At 76.2% G+C, this 21,447-nt stretch carries 21 protein-coding genes and 1 riboswitch; of the genes, 13 read left to right on the top strand and 8 right to left on the bottom strand.

From position 1 onward, the window contains the following. Positions 1-92 precede the first annotated feature (92 nt). The 6 genes from DMP17_RS37105 to DMP17_RS37085 all read right to left on the bottom strand — a co-directional run bounded on the left by DMP17_RS37105 (position 93) and on the right by DMP17_RS37085 (position 5,297). Positions 93-1,196, bottom strand: a complete 1,104-nt coding sequence (locus DMP17_RS37105) for an LLM class flavin-dependent oxidoreductase (RefSeq protein WP_337831956.1) — start codon at positions 1,194-1,196, stop codon at positions 93-95. Next, positions 1,193-2,320, bottom strand: coding sequence for an ABC transporter substrate-binding protein (locus DMP17_RS37100; RefSeq protein WP_226357950.1), 1,128 nt, complete (start codon positions 2,318-2,320; stop codon positions 1,193-1,195). Before DMP17_RS37100 ends, DMP17_RS37105 begins: the two co-directional genes overlap by 4 nt. Beyond that, positions 2,310-3,023, bottom strand: a complete 714-nt coding sequence (locus DMP17_RS37095) for an ABC transporter ATP-binding protein (RefSeq protein WP_226357949.1) — start codon at positions 3,021-3,023, stop codon at positions 2,310-2,312. The genes DMP17_RS37100 and DMP17_RS37095 overlap by 11 nt, the downstream gene beginning before the upstream one ends. Then, positions 3,020-3,883, bottom strand: coding sequence for an ABC transporter permease (locus DMP17_RS37090; protein WP_374203912.1), 864 nt, complete (start codon positions 3,881-3,883; stop codon positions 3,020-3,022). Before DMP17_RS37090 ends, DMP17_RS37095 begins: the two co-directional genes overlap by 4 nt. A 102-nt stretch (positions 3,884-3,985) precedes the next feature. Beyond that, complete coding sequence (locus DMP17_RS46560; RefSeq protein WP_368858475.1) at positions 3,986-4,099, bottom strand: putative leader peptide; 114 nt, start codon at positions 4,097-4,099, stop codon at positions 3,986-3,988. A gap of 100 nt (positions 4,100-4,199) precedes the next feature. After that, entirely contained in the window at positions 4,200-5,297 is a 1,098-nt protein-coding gene (locus DMP17_RS37085) for an LLM class flavin-dependent oxidoreductase (RefSeq protein WP_226357948.1), read from the bottom strand. A 382-nt stretch (positions 5,298-5,679) separates the two neighbouring features. Between DMP17_RS37085 and DMP17_RS37080 the strand changes: the two genes are divergently transcribed. After that, a complete protein-coding gene (locus tag DMP17_RS37080) occupies positions 5,680-6,780 on the top strand; it encodes an LLM class flavin-dependent oxidoreductase (protein ID WP_226366335.1) in 1,101 nt (366 codons plus the stop codon). A 56-nt stretch (positions 6,781-6,836) separates the two neighbouring features. Here DMP17_RS37080 and DMP17_RS37075 read toward each other — a convergent pair whose 3' ends face one another. Beyond that, the gene (locus DMP17_RS37075) at positions 6,837-7,322 is read right to left on the bottom strand and encodes an OsmC family protein (protein ID WP_226357946.1); all 486 of its coding nucleotides are present in this window, start codon (positions 7,320-7,322) and stop codon (positions 6,837-6,839) included. A 704-nt stretch (positions 7,323-8,026) separates the two neighbouring features. Here DMP17_RS37075 and DMP17_RS37070 point away from each other — a divergent pair. From DMP17_RS37070 to DMP17_RS37055, 4 genes are all read left to right on the top strand, one after another. Then, entirely contained in the window at positions 8,027-8,878 is an 852-nt protein-coding gene (locus tag DMP17_RS37070; protein ID WP_226366334.1) for an ABC transporter permease, read from the top strand. Then, entirely contained in the window at positions 8,875-9,915 is a 1,041-nt protein-coding gene (locus DMP17_RS37065) for a taurine ABC transporter substrate-binding protein (protein ID WP_226357944.1), read from the top strand. The genes DMP17_RS37070 and DMP17_RS37065 overlap by 4 nt, the downstream gene beginning before the upstream one ends. Continuing rightward, positions 9,896-10,717, top strand: coding sequence for an ABC transporter ATP-binding protein (locus DMP17_RS37060; protein WP_226357943.1), 822 nt, complete (start codon positions 9,896-9,898; stop codon positions 10,715-10,717). The genes DMP17_RS37065 and DMP17_RS37060 overlap by 20 nt, the downstream gene beginning before the upstream one ends. A gap of 142 nt (positions 10,718-10,859) precedes the next feature. Then, positions 10,860-10,967, top strand: a riboswitch (SAM riboswitch). A 210-nt stretch (positions 10,968-11,177) separates the two neighbouring features. Next, positions 11,178-11,651 (top strand): GNAT family N-acetyltransferase, encoded by a 474-nt coding sequence (locus DMP17_RS37055; RefSeq protein WP_226357942.1) that lies wholly within the window; start codon positions 11,178-11,180, stop codon positions 11,649-11,651. A gap of 11 nt (positions 11,652-11,662) precedes the next feature. On the opposite strand, the gene DMP17_RS37050 is transcribed toward DMP17_RS37055, so the two are convergent. Next, entirely contained in the window at positions 11,663-12,538 is an 876-nt protein-coding gene (locus DMP17_RS37050) for a LysR substrate-binding domain-containing protein (RefSeq protein ID WP_226357941.1), read from the bottom strand. A gap of 96 nt (positions 12,539-12,634) precedes the next feature. Here DMP17_RS37050 and DMP17_RS37045 point away from each other — a divergent pair, with 96 nt between their 5' ends. The 8 genes from DMP17_RS37045 (at position 12,635) to DMP17_RS37010 (ending at position 21,445) form a co-directional block, all read left to right on the top strand. Beyond that, positions 12,635-12,766, top strand: a complete 132-nt coding sequence (locus DMP17_RS37045; protein WP_255655962.1) for a hypothetical protein — start codon at positions 12,635-12,637, stop codon at positions 12,764-12,766. A 107-nt stretch (positions 12,767-12,873) separates the two neighbouring features. Next, a complete protein-coding gene (locus DMP17_RS37040) occupies positions 12,874-13,638 on the top strand; it encodes a lysophospholipase (RefSeq protein ID WP_337831955.1) in 765 nt (254 codons plus the stop codon). Then, positions 13,635-15,455, top strand: a complete 1,821-nt coding sequence (locus tag DMP17_RS37035; protein ID WP_337831954.1) for a rhodanese-like domain-containing protein — start codon at positions 13,635-13,637, stop codon at positions 15,453-15,455. The genes DMP17_RS37040 and DMP17_RS37035 overlap by 4 nt, the downstream gene beginning before the upstream one ends. Before the next feature lie 125 nt (positions 15,456-15,580). After that, positions 15,581-15,724: a hypothetical protein gene (locus DMP17_RS37030; protein WP_226357939.1), complete on the top strand. Its 144-nt coding sequence runs from the start codon at positions 15,581-15,583 to the stop codon at positions 15,722-15,724. A gap of 149 nt (positions 15,725-15,873) precedes the next feature. Continuing rightward, the gene (locus DMP17_RS37025; protein ID WP_337831953.1) at positions 15,874-17,241 is read left to right on the top strand and encodes an FAD-binding oxidoreductase; all 1,368 of its coding nucleotides are present in this window, start codon (positions 15,874-15,876) and stop codon (positions 17,239-17,241) included. A 135-nt stretch (positions 17,242-17,376) separates the two neighbouring features. After that, positions 17,377-18,606 (top strand): LLM class flavin-dependent oxidoreductase, encoded by a 1,230-nt coding sequence (locus DMP17_RS37020; RefSeq protein WP_226357937.1) that lies wholly within the window; start codon positions 17,377-17,379, stop codon positions 18,604-18,606. Continuing rightward, a complete protein-coding gene (locus tag DMP17_RS37015) occupies positions 18,603-19,805 on the top strand; it encodes an acyl-CoA dehydrogenase family protein (protein WP_337831952.1) in 1,203 nt (400 codons plus the stop codon). The genes DMP17_RS37020 and DMP17_RS37015 overlap by 4 nt, the downstream gene beginning before the upstream one ends. Then, a complete protein-coding gene (locus DMP17_RS37010) occupies positions 19,802-21,445 on the top strand; it encodes an ABC transporter substrate-binding protein (RefSeq protein ID WP_337831951.1) in 1,644 nt (547 codons plus the stop codon). Before DMP17_RS37015 ends, DMP17_RS37010 begins: the two co-directional genes overlap by 4 nt. Positions 21,446-21,447: the final 2 nt, after the last annotated feature.

The raw sequence follows: 21,447 nt of genomic DNA, 5'->3' as shown, positions 1-21,447 counted from the left end.
CATCCGCGACGAAGCTCACGAACAGGAATAACCGACGGGGCGTGCCGCGCCCGACGCCGGCGGACCGGGCGCCACGGGACCGGTACGGCAGCTCAGCGCGGTGGCTCGGCCAGCAGGCCGCGGCGGCGCAGCTCGGGGAGCACGCCCTCGCCGACCCGGTAGGCCTCCTCCAGGTGCGGGTAGCCCGACAGGACGAACTCGTCGATCCCCAGCTCGTGGTACTCGGCGATCCGGTCGGCCACCTCGGTGTGCGACCCGACCAGCGCGGTCCCCGCGCCGCCGCGGACCAGACCCACCCCGGTCCACAGGTTCGGCGCGATCGTCAGCGCGTCGGCCGAGCCCCCGTGCAGCGCGAGCATCCGCTGCTGCCCGACCGACTGGCTGGACCGCAGCGTCGCCTGGGCCCGCTCGATCTCGGCCGGGTCGAGCGCGTCGAGCAGCCGGGCGGCCTCGGCCCACGCCTCGTCGGCGGTGTCGCGGGTGATCACGTGCAGCCGGATGCCGAAGCGTGGGGTGCGGCCGAGATCGTCGGCGAGCTTGTGGACCCGCCCGATCTTCTCGGCGACGGCCGCGGGGGGCTCGCCCCAGGTCAGGTAGACGTCGGCGTGCCGGGCGGCGACCGGTAGCGCGGCGTCGGAGGAGCCCCCGAAGTAGACCGGCGGCAGCGGGTCAGGCGGGGCGAGGGTGGTGGCGCCGTCGACGTCGTAGTGGGCGCCGGTGAAGTCGAACGGTTCGGGGCCCCAGGCGCCGCGCAGCACGGTGAGGAACTCGTCGGTGCGGGCGTAGCGTTCGTCGTGGGAGGCGTGGTCGCCGAAGCGGCGCTGCTCGACGGCGTCGCCGCCGGTGACGATGTTGAGCATCAGCCGGCCGCCGGAGACGCGCTGGTAGGTCGCGGCCATCTGGGCGGCGAGGGTCGGGGAGAGCACGCCCGGCCGGAACGCGACGAGGTAGCGCAGCGTGCGGGTCTCGCGCAGCAGCGCGGCCGTGGTCAGCCAGGCGTCCTCGCAGAACGTGCCGGTCGGGGTGAGGACGCCGTGGAAGCCTTGGGCCTCGGCGGCCCGAGCGATCTGGGCGAGGTAGCCGATGTCCGCCTCGCGGGCCGTCGTCCCGGCCTCGCCGCGGTCGGCGTGCCGGCGGGCGACGATGGTGCGGCCGTCGCCGGAGGTGGGCAGGAACCAGTGCGGGACGATGCTCATCGTGCTCCCGTCCGTCGGTCGGTGGGGGTGCCCGGGATGCCGTCCCGGGCGGCGGCCAGGGTGGTCGCCTCGTAGCGGCGGTCGACGGACGCGCCGATGTCGGCCCGGCCCGGGACGACCCCGGCCTCGGAGAACGCGTCGGCGAGCGTCTGCTGGGAGGCGACGACGGTGTCGTCGAGCGGGATCGGCAGGTCCGGGCCGCGCGCGACGGCGCGTCGGGTGATCGGCAGCGGGATGGTCGTCTCCTCGCTCCAGACCCGGGCGCGCTGTTCGCGGTGGATGTCGGAGTAGACCTGCGCGGCCGCGAGCCGGGCCAGGAAGTCGGCCAGCGCAGCGCTGCGCGCCGGGTCGGCCAGGGTGGCGTTGGACGCGACCTGGAAGCCGTAGCCGTTCGCGGTGCCGGTGCCGTCGGCGACGATCCGGGCGCCGCCGTCGAGCTCGGCCTGGGAGGTGTAGGGGTCCCAGACGGCCCAGGCATCGACGTCGCCCTGGCGGAACGCGCCGTAGGCATCGGCCGGGGCGAGGAAGGTGAGGTCGACGTCGTCGAGGGACATCCCGGCGGCGCGCAGCGTGGACAGCAGCTGCCCGTGCGCCGAGGTTCCCTTGCCGACGGCGATGCGCAGCCCGCGCAGGTCGGCGACCGTGCGGACGGGGGAGTCGCGGCGCACCAGGATCGCGTCGCTGGTGACGTTGCCGCGGTTGGCCGACACGACCTGCACCCGGGCCCGAGCGGCGGCCGCGAAGATCGCCGGGGTGTTGCCCGTGCCGCCGACGTCGATCGCCCCGGCCCGGGCCGCCTCGATCAGCGGGGGACCGGCGGTGAAGGTGCGCCACTCGATGCGGTAGGGCACGTCGTCGAGGAGCTCGGCGGCGCGCAGCAGCGACCGGGACCCGCCCTTCTGGTCCCCGACGACGAGGGTCACCCCGGCCAGCGCGGCCGGGTCGACCGGCGGCTGGACCGGCGGCCGCGACACCGGCACCGACGAGCAACCGGCGAGCACCAGCGCCGCGACCGCGACGACCAGCGCGGCGGCCCGGCGCCGCACCCCGGAGGGGGGCGCCGCACCCGCCGCGGAGGGCGCGGGGACCGCGGGCGGGGTGCGCCGGCGACGCTCACGCCGCATCCGATGCCACCCCCAGTTCGTCGAGCACGGTGCGGCGCAGCGCCGCGAGCCGCTCCGGGTCGCGGGGACGCTCGCCGGGGCGGTGCTCGTCGCCGATCCGACCGTCGGCCAGCACCAGCACCCGGTCGGCGAGCAGCAGCGCCTCGTCGACGTCGTGGGTCACGAGCAGCACGCCGGGGCGGTGCCGGCGCCACAGGTCGAGGACGAGCCGGTGCATGGTGATGCGGGTCAGCGCGTCCAGCGCGCCGAACGGCTCGTCGAGCAGCAGCAGGTCGGGCTCGCGGACCAGGGCCCGGGCCAGCGACGCCCGCTGGGCCTCGCCGCCGGACAGGGTCAGCGGCCACGCGTCGGAGCGGGCGCTCAGCCCGACCTCGGCGAGCGCGGCGTCGGCGACCCCGGCGGGGGTGTCGCCGCCCAGATCGCGGTGCAGGCCGAGCGCGACGTTGTCGCGGACCGTGCGCCAGGGCAGCAGCCGCGGCTCCTGGAACGCGACCGCGACCGAGCCGGGGACCTCGACCGTGCCCGAGACCCCGGTGTCGGAGGCGTCGTCGAGCCCGGCGAGCAGCCGCAGCAGCGTCGACTTGCCGGACCCGGAGCGGCCGAGCAGGGCGACGAACTCGCCGTCGCCGATGGTGAGGTCGAGCCGGTCGAGGACCCGGCGGCCGTCGAACTCGCGGACCAGGTCGTGCACGCGGGCGCTCACCGGTCGGCCCCCGCCGGGCCGGCCGGGCGCCAGGCCAGGACGCGGCGTTCCAGCCGGCGCACCAGGGCGTCGGTGCCGAGTCCGAGCAGCGCGTACACCGCCAGCCCGACGACGATGACGTCGGTACGGAGGAACTCCCGGGCATTCATGATCATGTAGCCGAGGCCGGCGTCGGCCGAGGTCGTCTCCGCGACGATGATCGACAGCCAGGCGATCCCCAGCGCCAGCCGCAGGCCGGTGAGGGTGGACGGCATCGCGCCGGGCAGCACGACGTGGCGCAGTCGTTCGGCCCGGGTGAACCCCGACACCGCGGTCGCCTCGATCAGCTTCGGGTCGACGCCCCGGACCCCGGCGTGCACGTTGAGGTACATCGGGAACAGCACCCCGAGCGCGACGAGCAGCACCTTCGGCAGCTCCCCGATGCCGAACCACAGGATGAACAGCGGCACCAGGCCGAGGTGCGGCAGCGTGCGCAGCATCTGCACCGGCGGGTCCACGAGCAGCCCGCCCCAGTTCGAGAGCCCCGAGACCACGCCGAGACCGACCCCGACGACCAGGCCGAGTACCAGTCCGGTCGCGACCCGGGCGAGCGAGACCAACAGCCCCTCGGGCAGCTCCCCGCTGCGGGTGAGGTCGACGGCGGCGGTCACCACCCGCAGCGGGGAGGCGAGCTCGTCCTCGGCGAGCAGCCCGGTCGACGACGCGAGCTGCCACAGCAGGATCAGGGCGACGGGGGAGATCCAGCGGCGCAGGTCCGGTCGGCGACGGAGCCTGCGGGCGGTGCCCGCGGGCCCGGGTGGTGACGGGGTGGCGGGTGGCGTGACGGCGTCGGCCGGTGCGGAGGTCCAAGTCGTGGACACGGGGGCTCCCGGGACTCGTGGTCGTGACAGGGGTGGGCGCACGCCGCGGCGGCCCCGGTCGGGCGGCCCGCGGCACGGGCGGGGGCGGCGCGGCGGCCGCGGTCAGCGACAGGTGCAGCCGGCGAGGCGGAGCAGATCCACGTGGCGGCGGCGGGTGAGGTCGCGGCCCGGACCGACGGCGACCGTGCGTGACGGGGTGCGCCGACCGGTGCTCATGCGTCCAGGTGACCACGGCGTCCGTACCGTGACCAAACGACGTCCGTCCTGCGGGACGGGTGACCAGGGGTGTGCGGACCGGCTCCCGCGGGGTGGGAGCTCAGCCGCGGCGGGCCCATTCGTCGGCCAGCAGTTCCTGGGACGCGACCCGGTCGGCGTGCCGGTGGGTGATGGTGGTCAGCAGCAGCTCGTCGGCCCCGGTGACGGCGCGCAGCCGCTCCAGGCCGTCGGCGACCGTGGCCGGGCCGCCGACCAGGCGTGTCGCGATCCGGTCGGTCACTAGGTCCGGGTCGGCGGGGAACCCGTCGGCGTCCTCGGGGCGGGGGTAGGGGATGGCGCCCGCCCCGGTGCGGATGCTGTGCACCCACGGGCCGAAGCCCGCCGCGATCCTGGCGGCGTGCGCGTCGTCGGGGCCCACGACGACGTCGGCCGACACCATCACGTGCGGGCGGTCCAGCCGCTCCGACGGCCGGAACGCGTGCCGGTAGGCGGCCACGGCGTCGAGCACGGTCGCGGGGCTGACGTGGTAGTTCGCCGCGAACGGCAGCCCGCGGCGCCCGGCGAGGACGGCACTCTCCCCGCCGCTGGACCCGAGCACCCAGGTCTGCAGGGCGGCACCTTCGCCGGGGACGGCGCGGACTTCCACCCCGCCCGGTGTCCAGGTGCCGGTGAGCAGCCCGTCGACAGCGTCGAGGAACTCCTCGTACGGGGGCACCTGGGCCCCGGGCTGGCGCAGCGCCGCCGCCTGGGCGCGGAACCGGGGGGAGGACGCGATCGCGGCGAGCGACACCGGGGCGGGGATCAGCACACCGTCGACGACCCGGTCGCCGCGCCCGTCCGGTTCGCGGGACGGGAGCCGGGACCCGCCGGAGCGGCCCAGGCCGAGGTCGATCCGGCCCGGGTGCAGACCGTCGAGGGTCCCGAAGTCCTCCACCACCGACAGCGGGGTCCGGTGCCCGGTCTGCACGGCTCCGGAGCCGACCCGGATCGTCGAGGTCGCGGCGGCGACGGCGCCCATCAGCACGGCGGGCGAGGCCCCCGCGACGCCCGGGTTGAGGTGGTGCTCGGCGAGCCAGAACCGGGCGTAGCCGGCCCGTTCGGCGGAGCGGGCCAGGTCGAGGGTGTCGCGCAGGGCGTCGGTGACGGTCGAGCCGGCCGGTACCGGGGAGAGGTCGAGGACGGACAGGGGAACGGGCACGGCGGCACACCTCCGGACGTGCCCGGGGCGGTGGCGACGACCGGGCCGGGCGACGGTGTCCGTCCCCGGCGGGCCCGGCGCGGGACGCGGGGCGGAGCGGGGTGCGGGCTCGGGCGGTGCGCCGCGGGCAGGTCCGGCCCGGGCGACGCCGGTCGCCCCCCGATCGTCGCCCCGCCCACGACGGGGGCGCAACCCCGGCACGGCTTGCTACCGTCGGTCCCCGTGCCGGCCGCCCCGCCGCGCCGCCCGTCACCGGGCCCGCGCGGCGGCCCGGTCCGGCCGCGACGCCCCCGGCGCACCCGCGCTCCGCCGGCGCCCGGCCCCACCCGGCACCTCCGGCGACGACGCGTGCGGTGCACCCGCGCGTGAGGCGGTGCTTCCCATGAGGTTCCAGGTTCTCGACATCGTTCCGCACGCCCCGCACCCGGTGACCGGCGAGATCGTCGACACCCACGAGCGGCTGCGCCGGGTGGTGGACACCGCGGTGCTCGCCGAGCGGCTGGGGTTCGACTCCTATGCCGTCGGCGAGCGGCACGCCGGCGAGTTCGTCTCGTCGTCGCCCACCGTGCTGCTCGGCGCGATCGCCCAGGCCACCTCCCGGATCCTGCTCTCGACCGGGGTGACGGTGCTGTCGCTGCTCGACCCGGTCCGCGTCGCCGAGGACTACGCGACGGTCGACCAGCTCTCCGGCGGCCGGCTGGAGATCGTGATCGGCAAGGGCAACGAGGACCGGCACTTCCCGATGTTCGGGCTCGAGCTGGGTCGCCAGTACGAGTACCTCGCCGAGAACTACGAGCTGCTGCGCCGCCTGCTGCGTGAGGAGGGGGTGGACTGGTCGGGCACCCACCACGCCGACCTGGCCGGGGTGACGACGTTCCCGCGGCCGTTCGCGGGCCCGTTCCGGATCTGGCACGGCTCGGCGACCTCGACCACCGCCGTCGACCTCGCCGCCCGCTGGGGCGACCCGATCTTCTCCGCGAACGCGCTGCAGCCCCGGGAGAACTACAAGGTCCTCATCGACCGTTACCGCGAGAAGCTCGCCGAGCACGGCCACGACCCGGCGTCGGGCTACGTCGGCTCCGGCTCGGGCGGGCTGTTCCTCGCCGACACCGACGCCGAGGCGATCGCCGAGTACCGCCCGGTCTACGAGGGGTTCGCGGCGAAGATGCGCGCCGCGCACGCCGGCGACGACCGCCCCGGCAAGGCCACCTCGTTCGCGACCGTCGAGGAGGCGGTGGCGCACGGCCCGGCGCTGGTCGGGAGCCCGGAGCGGGTCGCGGCGAAGATCCTGGACTACCACGCCGCCTACGGCCACGACGTCCAGTCGGTGTCGATCAACCCGGTGCTGCCCTACGCGCGCCAGCACGAGGTGCTGACCCGGTTCGCGACCGAGGTGGTGCCACGGGTGCGCCGCGAGGTGTCGACGACGCTGTGGGGCCCCGCCGACGCCGGCCGCGCGGCCGGGTTCGTCGTCGCGGCCTGACCCCGCCCCGGCCCCGGGTGTCGTACGGGCCGGGGCCGGGCCGGGGCCGCGCCGGTTCAGCCGGCGTCGGGCAGCGCGGCCGGGGTCCAGTCGTTGACGAACTCCAGCCCGCTGCGCTCGAACAGCTGGGTGACCGGGCAGCGCCGCGCGGTCTCCGAGACGAGCCGCTCGAACTGCTCGGCCGTCGCGTCGGTCTCGACGGTGGCCCGCACCTGCACCCGGTCGAAGTTCGCGTTGCCCTCGGCGCCGCCGACGAGCACGGCGGTGTCGAGGTCACCGCGCACCTCGAACGTCCAGTGGCCCAGCCGGACGCCCAGGTCCTTCGCGACCAGGCTCGCCGTCACCTGGTTGCACGAAGTCAGGGCGCCGAGCGCGAAGAACAGCGGGCTGGGCGCGGAGTCGGCGCCGCCGAAGGCCGGGTAGGCGTCGGCGGTGAAGACGTGCCCGGCGTCGCCCTCGGGGCGCAGGGTCTGGAAGACCCCGGTGCCCTCGGAGTGCACGACGAACGGAACGACGGTCTGCTTCGGACGGACTGCGGTCATGGGTGTCCTCCCGGACGAGTTCGGTGCGGTGGGAACGGGCGCGCAGCCGACCGGCACCGCCGCGGGACGGGGCACGGTGGGGCGCGGGTCGAGGGGGTGAACGGGTCAGCGACAGAGCGCGGACCGGGTACGCCCCAGGTCCACGTGCAGGCGCGCGACGAGGCGCGCGGTTCCGGTCACGGGATCGATCGTGTCCGACCGGTGCCGGTGGCGGCAAGGAACGCCCGCCTCGCCGTCCAGCTGGTGGGCCCACGCCGGCCACGGTCCGGACAGCGGCGGCCCGTCCCACCGGTCGGGAGGGCGCGTCCGGGCGCCCGGTGTTACGGAGCCGGTGGGTGGTGTTCGTGACAGCGGGTGCGTCCTTGTCCGGGCACCGTCCGTCCGGTACCTCTTGCATCGTGCAGCAGGGGGCGACGGGGCGGACGACGTCCGGCCGGTGTCCCCTGTGCACGGTCGGCCGCCGCTGACCGTGCCCGCCCCGCCCGGCCGTGCCGGACGCCCGGCCCCCGCTCCCGTGGGCCCCGGGCGGGGGCGACCCGCATCCGACTCGAGACCGGCGAGCCCTCCGACGACGGAGCCCTCGTCCGCGCACCCGTGCCCGACGGCCGCACCCGCTTCCCGCCCGGCACGCCGTCCGCGCGCGGACGCACCGGCCCGACCACCCCGGTGCCGGTCCGCGCCCCGTGCCCGCCGAGAGGTCCACCGTGTCCGCGTCCACCGACACCCCGTCCGGGGCGGCCCGCGCCGCACCCCCGTCCCCACGCCGCCTGCGGTTCGACCCCCGCACGGCGGCTCTGCCACTCCTGTCGGTGCTGGTGTTCCTCGCCGTCTGGCAGGTCGCCGCGGCGAGCGGGGTCTGGAACGAGACCTTCGTGCCGTACCCCTCGACGGTGTGGCGCGCGTTCGTGGAGGTCTCGACCACCCACGACGGCACCCGCGGCTACGGCGGTTACCTGCTGTGGGAGCACCTGTACATGACCCTGCGCCGGGTGCTGGCCGGTGTCGTCCTCGGTGTGGTCGCCGGTGTGCTGGTCGGCCTGCTCATGGGCACGGTCGGCTGGGTCCGCCGGGTGCTCGAGCCGTGGCTGACGTTCCTGCGTGCGCTGCCGCCGCTGGCGTACTTCTTCCTGCTGGTGATCTGGTTGGGCATCGACGAGGCCCCGAAGGTCACCCTGCTGGCGCTCGCCGCGTTCCCGCCCGCCGCCGTCGCCACCACCGCCGCGGTCGCCGCCGCCCCGCTGGGGCTGGTCGAGGCCGCCCGCGCGCTCGGCGCCACCCGCGGCCAGGTCGTGCGGGACGTGATCGTCCCCTCGGCGCTGCCGGAGACCTTCACCGGCATCCGGCTGGCCGTCGGCATCGCCTACTCCTCGGTCGTCGCGGCCGAGCTGTTCAACGGCATCCCCGGCATCGGCGGGATGGTCAAGGACGCCAGCAACTACAACAACACCCCGGTCGTGCTCGTGGGCATCTTCGCGATCGGCATCTCCGGCCTGGTGATCGACGCGCTGCTGCGCGCCGTCGAGCGCCGCACCGTTCCGTGGAGGGGACGAGCATGACCATCCGCACCCGACTGACCTCGCTGTTCGTGGGCCTGCTGGCACTGACCGTCCTCGCGGGCTGCGCCGTCGGTCCCGCCGGGCAGGACTCCGGCAAGCCGACGATCCGGATCGCCTACCAGAGCTTCCCCAGCGGTGACCTGGTCGCCAAGCACAACCGGTGGCTGGAGGACGCGCTGCCGGACTGGAACGTGCAGTGGACGAAGTTCGACTCCGGCGCCGACATCAACACCGCGTTCGTCGCCGGTGAGCTCGACTTCGGCGCGATCGGGTCGAGCCCGGTCGCCCGCGGCCTGTCCGCCCCGCTGAACATCCCCTACCAGGTCGCGTTCGTGCTCGACGTCGCCGGCGACAACGAGGCGCTCGTCGCCCGCAACGCCACCGGCGTGACCGACGTGGCCGGGCTGCGCGGCAAGCGGATCGCCACCGCGTTCGCCTCGACCTCGCACTACAGCCTGCTCGCCGCCCTGGAGCGGGCCGGCCTCGCGCCCGCCGACGTGCAGCTGGTCGACCTGCAGCCGCAGGCCGCGCTGGCCGCGTGGGAGCGGGGCGACGTCGACGCCGTCTACACCTGGCTGCCGACCCTCGACGAGCTGCGCAAGACCGGTCGGACGCTGGTGACCAGCCGCGAGCTGGCCACCGCGGGCAAGCCGACCCTCGACCTGGGCGTGGTGTCGACGCCGTTCGCGCAGCAGCACCCCGAGGTCGTCGATGCCTGGCGCAAGGTGGAGGCCCGCGCCCTGGAGACCGTGCGCACCGACCCGCGGGCCGCGGCGCAGGCCGTCGCCGCCGAGATCGGCGCCACCCCCGAGGAGGCCGCGGCCCAGCTGAAGCAGGGCGTGTTCCTGTCCCCGCAGCAGCTGACCTCTGCCGAGTGGCTGGGCACCGACGGCGCCCCGGGCAACCTCGCCCAGAATCTGCAGAGCGCCGCGCAGTTCCTCGCCGGGCAGAAGCAGATCCCCGCCGCGCCGGACCTCGCGACCTTCCAGAAGGCGATCTACACGAAGGGGCTCCCGAATGTCCTCGCCGCAGGCTGACACCGACACCGACACCGGTGCGCGGACCGGCGCCGGGACACCCGCGATCGCGGCGGCCGGGCTCGGCCACTCCTACCCGGGCCGCCGGGAACGGGTGCAGGCACTCGGCCCGCTCGACCTGACCGTGCGGCCCGGCGAGTTCCTGGTGCTGGTCGGGGCGTCGGGCTGTGGCAAGTCGACGCTGCTGCGGCTGGTCGCCGGGTTCGAGCGGCCCACCGACGGCACCCTCGCCGTCGCCGGGCGGGCGCCCGAGCCGGGCGTCGGCGCGGGCGTGGTGTTCCAGCAGCCGCGGCTGTTCCCGTGGCGCACCGTCGGCGGCAACGTCGACCTCGCGCTGAAGTACGCCGGCGTCGCGCCGTCCGACCGGGCCGTCGCCCGCGACGGGCTGCTGGAGCGGGTCGGGCTCACCGGCGTCGCGGACCGGCGGATCTGGGAGATCTCCGGCGGCCAGCAGCAGCGGGTCGCCATCGCCCGGGCGCTCGCCGCCGACCGGGACCTGCTGCTGCTCGACGAGCCGTTCGGCGCGCTCGACGCGCTCACCCGCGAACGCCTGCAGGACGACGTGCGCCGGGTCAGCCACGAGACCGGCCGGACGAGCGTGTTCGTCACCCACTCCGCCGACGAGGCGGTGTTCCTCGGCTCCCGCGTCGTGGTGCTCACCGCCCGCCCCGGCCGGATCGCGCTGGACCTGCGGATCGACCTGCCGCGGTCCGGTGTGGACGCCGAGGCGCTGCGCGGCTCCCCGGAGTTCGCCGAGCTGCGGGCCCGGGTCGGGGCCGCGGTGAAGGAGGCCGCCGCCTGATCCCGGCCGCACGTCGTCGACGGGCCGTCCGCCCGCGCTCCCCACGAGCGGACGGCCCGTCCCGGCCCGTCCGCGGCCCCGGGCCCCCGGCCCGGGGCCGTGGGGGTTGACACCCGATCGGTACATCGGTTCCAGTTGTCGCAGTCCATCCAGAGCGGTCGAGAGTCCCGGCTCGTCGACGCCGCAGCAACCCGCCCCGTCACCGGGGCAGGGTGCTACCGCCGGGTCCGATGGGAGACCCCGATGGCCCACCGCCACGCGACGCCCCGGCCCGACTCCGGGCAGCGGGCCCGGATCCGGCTGCGCTGGGTCCGGCGCCGCCACGTCGACCTGTGCCGCACCGGCGCCGCGCTCTGTCGCTGACCTCTCCACCCGTGCCCCGCACCGGACCGCCCCCCCGACGTGGACGGCCGGTCCCCGCCTGCCCGAGGGCAGCGCCCGCACCCGAGAGGTCCCGACCGTGACCGCACCGCATCTCGTCCCGCCCACCGCCTCCGCACTGGAGGTCCGGTGGGTCGAGCACACCGACCCGCTCGTCCGCCCGCTGCCCACCGGGCCCGGCACCCGCCCCGACGGCGACGGCGCGGCCCCCGCCGCCCCGTCGGGGCCGGTGGTGCTGCTGCTCGACGGCGGCGACCCCGTCGCCGGGGGCACGTTCCGCCGGCGGGACTCCGACACCGCCGAGCTGACCCGGATCTGGACCGCCGCGTCGCACCGGCGCCGCGGCCTGGGCCGCCGGGTGCTGGTCGAGCTGGAGGACGCCGTCGCCGCCCGCGGCTACCGCCGCGTCTACCTGACGGCCGGGCCGCGCCGGCCCGAGGTCGGTGACCTGTGCCTGGCCGCCGGGTACACGGCGCTCTACGACCGCGCGCTGCCCGCGGGCCGGGTCCGGCGCCGCCCGTTCGAGAAGTACCTGCACGGCCGGTTCGCGTGACCGACCGGTCCTCAGCCGGCCGGGGGCGGATGGTCCCCGGCCGGCGAGAGCACCGCGGCCAGCGCGGCCGCGGCGGTCTCGACCAGGCGGGGGTCGGCGCCCGCCCGGGCCCGCAGGTGCAGCGGCTCGGACGGGGCTCCCGGCAGATCCGCGCACGGCTCGAGCCCCTCGGGTGCGTCGCCGAGCCCGGCGACGAGCGCGACGCCGAGCCCGCCGCGCACCGCGTTGAGCACGCCGGCCAGGTAGGCGGCCTCCCCGACGACGGTCGCGGCCATCCCGGCGGCCGACAGCGTCTGCAGGGCGCGGCGACGGATGGTGCACGGCGAGTCGATCACGACCAGTGGGACGGGGCCGTCCGCGGGGCGCCGCCAGCCCGGCGCCGCGTACCAGGTCAGCGGGATCGCCCCGGCGGCGACACCGGGCCCGTCGACCACGTCGCCGATGTACATCGCGAGGTCCAGCGTCCCGCGGTCCACGGCGTCGTTGAGCCGGCTGGAGCGGTCCAGCCGGAAACGCACCGCGGTCCCCGGGAACACGTCCTGCAGCCGCTCCATGACACGGGGCAGCAGCTCGTCCGCGGCGTGCTCGGTGGAGCCCAGCACCAGCGACTCACGGGTGTCGCCGACACCGAGGCGGCGCAGCGCGTCGTCGTGGGCGGCCAGGATCCGGCGGGCCTCGCCGAGCAGCGCCTCGCCCTCCGCGGTGAACCGGCTGACCCGGCCGTCCTTGCGGACCAGCGGGCGGCCGACGGCCTTCTCCAGGCGCCGCACGTGCTGGCTGACCGCGGACTGCGACAGCATCAGGGCCTGCGCCGCGCGGTGGAACCCGCCCTGGTCGGCGACGGCGACGATGCTCCGCAGCGCGGTGATGTCGAGGACGGCGGGCACGGGCCCGAGGCTACCGAGAACGATCGCGGATCGCGATCGGTTGTGATGCGCTTTCGTCGTTGGACCGGGCGCCCGCGACCGTCTCTGATGGTGGGCATGACCCGCCCGCGCCCCGTGACCCCCGGCCGGCACGTGCCGGCCGCCGTCGCGCGCCGGGCGGCCGGGCTCACGCGTCGCCGGGTCGTCGACCACGGCACGGTCTGCTCCGCGGCCTGTCCGGCCCGCTGAACCACGGGTCCACCGCGGCCCGTACCCGTGCGGCTCCGTCCGCCCTCCGCCGGTTCCCGCGCCGAGCGGCGCATCCCGGCGTCCCCCGAGAAAGAGATGAGTTCCCCATGACTGCAGTCGGCACGACCCCGGTCCTCGCCTCCTGGACCGAGCCCGAGGGCATCCGCCCGCGCGGCACCGTCGTCGTCGTCCCGGGCCGCGGCGAGCACGCCGCGGTCTACGAGCGGTTCGGCAGGCGGATCGCCGCCGACGGCTACCGCGTGTGGGCCGTCAGCGACCCCACCGTCGACGCCGCCCGCGCCGCCGGGCAGATCCGTTCGCTACTCGACCGCACCCCGTCCGAGGAGCCGGGCGAGGCCGGGCCGCCACCGCGAGTGCTGGTGGGCTCCGACACCGGTGCGCTGTTCGCGGCCGGGCTGGTCACCGACGGCGGCGCGGGCATCGACGGACTGGTGCTGGCCGGGCTCCCCCTGCGCGCCGCGCCCGGCGCACCGGACTGGGCCGAGGAGCTCGCACTGCGCACGTCCTGCCCGACCCACCGCGGCCGCCTCGATGCCGACGACACCGTCCGTCGCGGCACACTGACCGGCCCGCTGCCCGTCGGCTGGGTCGAGCGGGCCCGTCCCTCCGCGATCGGGGTGCCGGTGCTCGGCCTGCACGGCGCCGACGACGCGGTCAGCCCGCTCGCCACGGTCCGCGACTTCTACGCGGCCCTCCCGGCCGGGGAGCTGGTCGGCGTCGCCGGCGGGGCGCACGACGCCCTCAACGACGCCACCCACCGCACCGCCGCCGCCACCGCGGTGCTGTTCCTGGAGCGGCTGCGCGCCGGGTCGCGGCTGGCCCGCGTCGAGGTCCCGGCGGTGCCGCGGTGACCCGCTACGTCGTCGTCGGAGCCGGCGCGGTCGGCGCCACGCTCGCCGCCGAGTTGCACCTCGCCGGGCGGGAGGTCGTGCTCGTCGCCCGCGGTGCGCACCTCGACGCGCTCCGCGGTGGCCTGCGCTACCTGCGTCCGGAGGGGGAGCAGCGGGTCGCGGTGCCCGCCGCCGCGCAGGACGAGGTGGCGCTGCGCCCCGAGGACGTGCTGCTGCTGGCGACGAAGGCCCAGGATGCCGACGCGGCTCTGGTCACCTGGGCCGCGCGCCCGGTGGCCGGTCGCACCGCCGCGGCGGCGCTGCCGGTCGTCGTACTGCAGAACGGCCTGGACACCGAACGGGCGGCGCTGCGCCGCTTCGCGACCGTCTACGGCGCCGTCGTGTGGTCGCCGACCACCTACGTCACCCCCGGCGAGGTCGTGTCGCCCGGGGCACCCGCGGCCGGGCTGGTGTGGCTCGGTCGGTTCCCCGCGGGCCGCGACGCGCGCGCCGGGGAGATCGCCGCCGACCTGACCGCGGCCCGCCACCCCACCCAGGTCGTCGACGACGTGCCCCGCTGGAAGGCGGGCAAGCTCCCGGTGGTGCTGGGCAACGCCCTCGACGCGCTGTACCCGCCGTCGCCGCTGCGCGAGCGGGCCGCGGCCGCGCTGCGCGCCGAGGCCCACGAGGTGTACCGGGCGGCCGGGGTCGACCCGGCCGACCCGCGGGTCGAGTCCACCCTGGATCTGGGCTCGCCGGCCGTGCACCCCGTCCCCGGTGTCGCCGCCGGTGGCGGGCGGTCCACCTGGCAGAGCCTGCGCCGCGGGGCGAGCCCGGAGACCGACTTCCTCAACGGTGAGATCGTGCTGCTCGCCGGGTTGCACGGGACCACGGCGCCGCGCAACGCGGCGGTCGCGGACCGGCTGCGCCGCGCCGTCGCCGACGGGTCCGGGGTGCACGACCTCGACGACGCCGACCTGACAGCGACCCTGCCCGCGGTGTCGGTGCTGGTCGACGCCCGCTCGCTGGCCGCCGAGCTGGCGGGGGACACCCCGCCGGTGCTGCTGGACGTCCGCTGGGCGCTCGGCGACCCGCACGGGCGCGAGCACCATCGTGCGGGACACCTGCCCGGCGCGGTCCACGTGCCGCTCGACACCGAGCTCGCCGCCCACTCCGACGATCCGCGCGACGGGCGCCACCCGCTGCCCGACGTCGCCTCCCTGCAGGCCGCGGCCCGGCGCTGGGGCGTGCGGGCCGACCGCCCGGTCGTCGTGTACGACGCCACCGGCGGTCTCGCCGCCGGGCGCGCGTGGTGGCTGCTGCGCTGGGCCGGGCACGACGACGTCCGGCTGCTCGACGGCGGCCTGGCCGCCTGGACCGCAGCCGGGCAGCGCGTCGAGTCCGGCGAGGTGCCCGACCCCGAGCCGGGTGACGTCGTGCTCACCGGCGGCGCGCTGCCGGTCCTCGACGCCGACTCCGCTGCCGCACTGGCCCGGGACGGGCTGCTCCTCGACGCCCGCGCGGGGGAGCGCTACCGCGGCGAGACCGAACCGGTCGACCCTCGTGCCGGGCACGTCCCGGGCGCGGTGAACGCCCCCACCGCGGACAACCTCGACACCGACGGCCGCTTCCGCGACCCCGCGGCCCTGCGTGCCCGCTTCGCCGCCCTCGGCGCCCTCGACCGGCCGGTGGGTGTCTACTGCGGGTCCGGGGTGACCGCGGCCCACCAGGTCGCCGCGCTCGCCGCCGCGGGGGTGCCGGCCGCGCTCTACCCCGGGTCCTGGTCGGCGTGGTCGAACGACCCGACGCGCCCGGTCGCCACCGGGGCCGAGCCGTGACCGGTACCGGTACGCCCGCCGACCCCGGACGGGGGTCCGTGCCCTCACCGATCGCGCTGCGTGATCGGAACCGATCCCGAATCGTCGCTGGACCCGGACCGCTGGTCCGGGATTCACTCCTCGGTGTGGACACGACGATCTCGACCGGACCCGCGGCGCCGCGCCGCCGTCCGGCCCGGTCGTGCCCGGTGCCCGCGCCGACCGGGTTCACCCGGCGCCGCGTGATCGACCACGGCACCGTCTTCTCCGCAGGCTGTCGGGCCTGCTGAGACCCGGCCCGCAGCGCCGCCCCCGGGTCTCTCCTCCGGTCCCCGCGTGCCCCCGGGCACGCAGCCCTCCCGGCCCGCCGCCCACGGCGGGTCCGCCCCGCCGTGCCGCCCTCCCGACGGCGGGGTGCCGAACCGGAAGCAGACCTCCTGTGCCCAGCCATGCGACCAGCACCGTGACCCGTTCCCGTACCGACCCGTCCGCCCTGCCGGGCTGGAGCACCGACCCGGCCGTCCGCGCCGCCGCCCGGCTCGACCGCTCGGGGTTCGACCCCGGCTCGGTCCCGGACGCCGTCGTCGTCGCCCGCTCGGTCGACGACGTCACCGAGCTGCTCTCCCACGCCCACGCCACCGGCACCCCGGTCGTCGTCCGCGGGGCCGGGACGGGACTGTCCGGGGGAGCGGTCGCCGGAGCCGGCAGTGTCGTGCTCGACGTGAGCGGGCTCGACCGCATCCTGGAGATCTCCCCGGTCGACGAGCTCGCCGTCGTCGAGGCCGGGGTGCTCACCGCCGACCTGGACGCCGCGGCCGCCGCGCACGGCCTGCGCTACGCCCCGGACCCGGCGAGCGCGGCGATCTCCACGATCGGCGGGAACATCGCCACCAACGCGGGCGGGCTGCGCTGTGCCAAGTACGGCGTCACCCGCGAGGCCGTGCTCGGCCTGGACGTCGTCCTCGCCGACGGCCGCCGGGTCGCGACCGGGCGGCGCACCGTCAAGGGCGTCGCCGGCTACGACCTGACCGGGCTGTTCGTCGGGTCCGAGGGAACCCTCGGGGTGGTCGTCGGCGCGACCGTCCGGCTGCGACCGGTCCCGGTCGCGACCGCGACCCTGGCCGCCTGGTTCGACGACGTGGCCGGCGCCGCCGCCGCGGCCGCGGCGATCACCGCGGCCCGGCTGCAGCCCGCCGTCGCCGAGCTGCTCGACACGGCCTGCCTGGACGCGGTCGCCGCGGCCGGCGGTGCCGCGTCGCACGGCACGGCGTTCCTGCTGGTCCAGACCGACGGGTTCGGCGCCTCGGTCGAGATCGACGCGGTGCGCGCCGTGGTCGAGCCGCTCGCGTCGCGGGTCGACATCGCCACCGACGACGTCGGGGCGCGGACCCTGCTCGCCACCCGGCGCGCCGCGCTGCCCGCCCTGGAACGGCTGGGCCGGGTCCTGGTCGAGGACGTCGCCGTGCCGCGGTCCCGGCTCGCCGAGGCGGTCACCGCGGTCGCCGCGATCTCGGCCCGCAGCGGGATCCGGATCGCGACGATGGCGCACGCCGCCGACGGCAACCTGCACCCGATCCTCGTGCTCGAGCCGGGCCGCGGCCTCGACGAGCAGGTGTGGGACGTCGCCGGGGAGGTGTTCACGACCGCGCTGCGCCTCGGGGGCACCCTCACCGGCGAGCACGGCGTCGGCCTGCTCAAGCGCCGCTGGCTGCGCGACGAGCTCGGCGACGACCTCCTCGACCTGCAACAGCAGCTGCGGTCGGTGTTCGACCCCCGCGGTGTGCTCAACCCCGGCAAGGCCCTCTGACCGGCAGGCCGCCGCGCGCTCCGCGCCGGCCCACCGCGCCACCCTCACTGCGCCGCCCCTACCGCACCACCCGTACCGGACGTGCCGCACCGCCGCGCCCGGCCGCCCGCCCGTACCCGCACCGAGGAGACACCCGTGCCCGACACGCCCGCGACCGCCCCGACCGATGCCGCCCCCTCCGACACCGTTCCCGTGACGGCCGCACGCCGCGTCGAGTTCATCTCGCTGTCGCACCTGAACCCCTCCACCGAGCTGGCCCCGCTGCCCACCCGCGGCATCGACCTGCCCTACTTCCGGCGCTACGTGCGCACCCTGGAGGAGTCCGGCTACGACTACACGCTGCTGCCCTACGGCTCGAACACCGCGGACTCCTTCGTCGTGGCCTCCGCGGTCGGGCAGCTCACCGAGCGGCTGCGCCCCATCGTCGCGGTCCGGCCGAACACCGCGTTCCCGCTGGTGGTGGCCCAGCAACTCGCGACGCTCGACCAGCTGACCGAGGGCCGCGCCGTCGTCCACCTCATCTCCGGCGGCAACGACGCCGAGCAGGCCCGCCAGGGCGACTACCTGCCCAAGGACCGCCGCTACGCCCGCACCAGCGAGTTCATCACGCTGCTGCGCCGCGCCTGGACCGAGACCGGGGCGTTCGGCCACGACGGCGAGTTCTACCGCTTCGACGACTTCGGCCCCGGCTTCGCGCCCCACGGCGACACCATCCCGATCTCCATCGGCGGCCAGTCCGACGAGGCGTTCGAGATCGGCGGCCGGCAGGCCGACGTGTTCAGCTTCTGGGGCGAGCCGCTCGCCGACATCCGCGCCCAGATCGCCCGGGTGCACGCCATCGCCGACGCCGCCGGCAGGCCGCGTCCCCGGATCTGGGTGACGTTCCGCCCGATCGTCGACCGCACCGACGAGCTGGCCTGGCGCAAGGCCTACACCTACGCCGACACGATCGGCGCGAGCTTCCGCCGCGGCGCCACCAAGCACCGCTCCACCGGCACCCCGCAGAACGTCGGCTCGCAGCGGGCACTGGAGTTCGCCGCGCGCGCCGAGGTCTACGACCGCGCTCTGTGGACGCGCACCGCCGCCGTCACCAACGCAGGCGGCGCCTCGACCGCGCTGGTCGGCACCCCGGAGACCGTCGCCGCGGCGATCGTCGACTACATCGACCTGGGCGCCGACCTGGTGTCCATCCGCGGCTACGACACCCTCGCCGACGCCGCCGACTACGGCCGCCGGGTGCTGCCCCTCGTCCGCCAGGAGCTCGCGCACCGGGAGGCCACCGGGCGCCGCGGCACCCTGCAGGCCGACCACCCGGGCGCGTTCGCCCCCGGCTTCGACGCCGACGCGCTGGCCGGTGCCCGGTGACCGCGCTCGACGAGCGGACCGTGGCGCTCCCGGTCCCGGACCTGTCCGACGCCGCGCTCGCCGCGGTGACCGCCGAGCTCGCCGCCACCGCCGGGACCTACGACCGCAGCGGCGCGGTCCCCGAGGCCGGGATCGCCGCCGTGCACCGGGCCGGGCTGCTCACCGCCACCGTCGCGACCCGCTACGGCGGCCCCGGGGCCTCGCTGCTCGACGCCGCCCGCATCCTCGTCGCCCTCGGCGAGGGCGACCCGTCGGCCGCCCTGATCACCGCAAACACCCTGAACGTGCACCAGGGCCAGGCCGCCGCGGCGACCTGGCCGGAGGCCACCTACGCGCGGATCCTGCGCCGCTCGGTGCACGAGCCGACCCTGCTCAACGCGGTACGCGCCGAGCCCGAGCTGGGCGCCCCCGCCCGCGGCGGACTGCCCGCCACCGTCGCCCGCCGCACCGGCGACGGCTGGTCGCTGTCCGGCCGCAAGGCCTACGCCACCGGCGGCACCGCACTGGCCCACCACGTGGTGTGGGCGGTCACCGACGACGAGGAGCCCCGCGTCGGGCACCTGCTCGTGCCCGCCGACGCACCCGGCATCAGCTGGGTCGACACCTGGGACCACCTGGGGCTGCGCGCCTCCAACACCCACGACGTGGTCTACGACGACGTCGCGCTCCCGCCCGACGCGTTCGTCGAGATCCCGCGTGGCGACGACGGCGTGTACCGCGACCCGGCCGCCGTCGCCGGCCCGGCGAGCCTCGGCCATCCCGCGCTCTACGTCGGTGTCGCCCGCGCCGCCCGGGCCGCGTTCGTCCGCTACGCCCGCGAACGGGTCCCCACGGCACTCGGGCGCCCGATCGCCGAGACCGACCGCATCCGCACCGTCGCCGGTGAGATCGACGCCCACGTCGCGCAGGCCGAGACGCTGCTGTTCGGCGCCCTGCTCCGCGTCGATGCCGGAGACACCTCTCACCTGCCGCAGCTGTCGCTGCTGAAGGTGCAGATCGCCCGCTCGGCGATCACAGCGGTCGAGACCGCCGTCGCCGCGCTGGGCAACCCCGCGCTCACCCGACACCTGCCGTTCGAACGGCACCTGCGGGACGTGCTCTGCGTGCGGGTCCACCCGCCGCAGGCGGACGCCGCGTTCCTCGACGCCGGCCGCCGCCTCCTGTCCCGCCCCACCCCGCAGGAAGAGAACCCCCGATGACCACCCCCTCCCGCCGGTCCGTGCTCCGTGCCGCCGCCGGTGTCCTCGCCGCCGCCGTCCTCGCATCGGCCTGCGGCACCGGAGCGGTGCAGAACACCGCCGCCGGCGCCCCCACCGACGGCGGCGACCTGACCTTCCTCATCGACTCCCTCGGCGACACCTGGATCCCGAACAACAGCTCGATCTCCAGCTTCCAGGGGCACGTCTGGGGCCATGTCACCGACAAGCTCGTCTACGTCGACGAGAAGGGCGCCGTGTCGCCCTGGGTCGCGCAGAGCTGGCAGCAGAACGCCGACGCCACCCGGTTCACCCTGAAGCTGCGCCCCGGCGTCACCTTCTCCGACGGGTCCCCGGTCGACGCCGCCGCGGTCGTCGCGAACCTCGACATCTGGGCCAAGGGCCGCCCCGACGACGGCATCAAGCCGATCGGGCTGTTCCCGAAGACCTACCAGGCGGCCCGCGCGGTCGACCCCACGACGGTGCAGGTCACCTTCCGCTCGCCGACCCTGGGCTTCATCCCGACCCTGGGCTACCACGGCTCGATCCTGATCTCGCCGAAGACGCTCGCACTGCCTGCCGCGCAGCAGGCCGACCTGTCCCGGGACGTCGGCTCCGGCCCCTACGTCGTCGAGTCCTGGAAGGACGACGACAACGTCGTGCTCCGCAAGCGCCCCGACTACGACTGGGCGCCCGCCGCGCTGGACCACCAGGGCCCGGCCCGGATCGACTCGCTGACCTACAAGGTCGTCTCCGAGCAGCAGGTCCGCACCTCCTCGGTACAGTCCGGACAGGCCGACGTCGCCTATAACCCCTCGCCCAAGGAGCTGGAGACCCTCAAGGCGCAGGGACTGACCGCCGCCACCCCGCGCTACCTCGGTTTCGTCAACGGCTTCGCGCTGAACACGACGGTGGCCCCGTTCGACGACGTCCGCGTCCGGCAGGCCGTGCAGCACGCCATCGACCGCGACGAGATCATCGCGACCGTCTACACCCCGGACTGGCAGAAGGCCGAGTCGTTCATCCAGAGCAACGTCCCCGGCGCCACCGACCACTCGTCGTCGTTCGCCTTCGACGCGGCGAAGGCCGCCACGCTGCTCGACCAGGCCAGCTGGGTCGCCGGTCCCGACGGGATCCGCGTCAAGGACGGGAAGCGGCTCTCGGTCACCCTGCACCCGAACCCCTACCTCGCCACCTCCCGGGCGATCGACGAGCTGATCGCCCAGCAGCTGCGCAAGGTCGGGATCGAGGCACCGATCCAGGCGCTCGACGTCGTCAACTACACCCAGAAGGTCGTCGTCGGGAGTCCCACGGTGCCCGCCTACGAGGTCACCCGCAGCTTCATCGACGCCGGCACCGTCTCCGGCGTGCTCACCGACGCGAACAAGGGCGAGAACTGGTTCGGCCTCGGCCGCAGCGACCAGGAGCTCGACCGGCTCGCCGACGGCATCGCCGGGGCGAAGGACCCCGCCGCGCGCGACAAGCTCCTCGACGAGCTGCAGGCCCACGTCCTCGACCAGGGCTACTTCGTACCGGTCACCCAGATCGTGCAGCGCATCTACGCGCAGTCCCCGCGGGTGCAGGGCGTGACCTACAACGGCGTCGCCTACGCCAACTACTACACCGCCTGGCTGCAGGACTGACC

This window comes from Pseudonocardia sp. TMWB2A (assembly GCF_017312135.1).
This window is presented reverse-complemented; position numbering and strand designations above follow the sequence as displayed.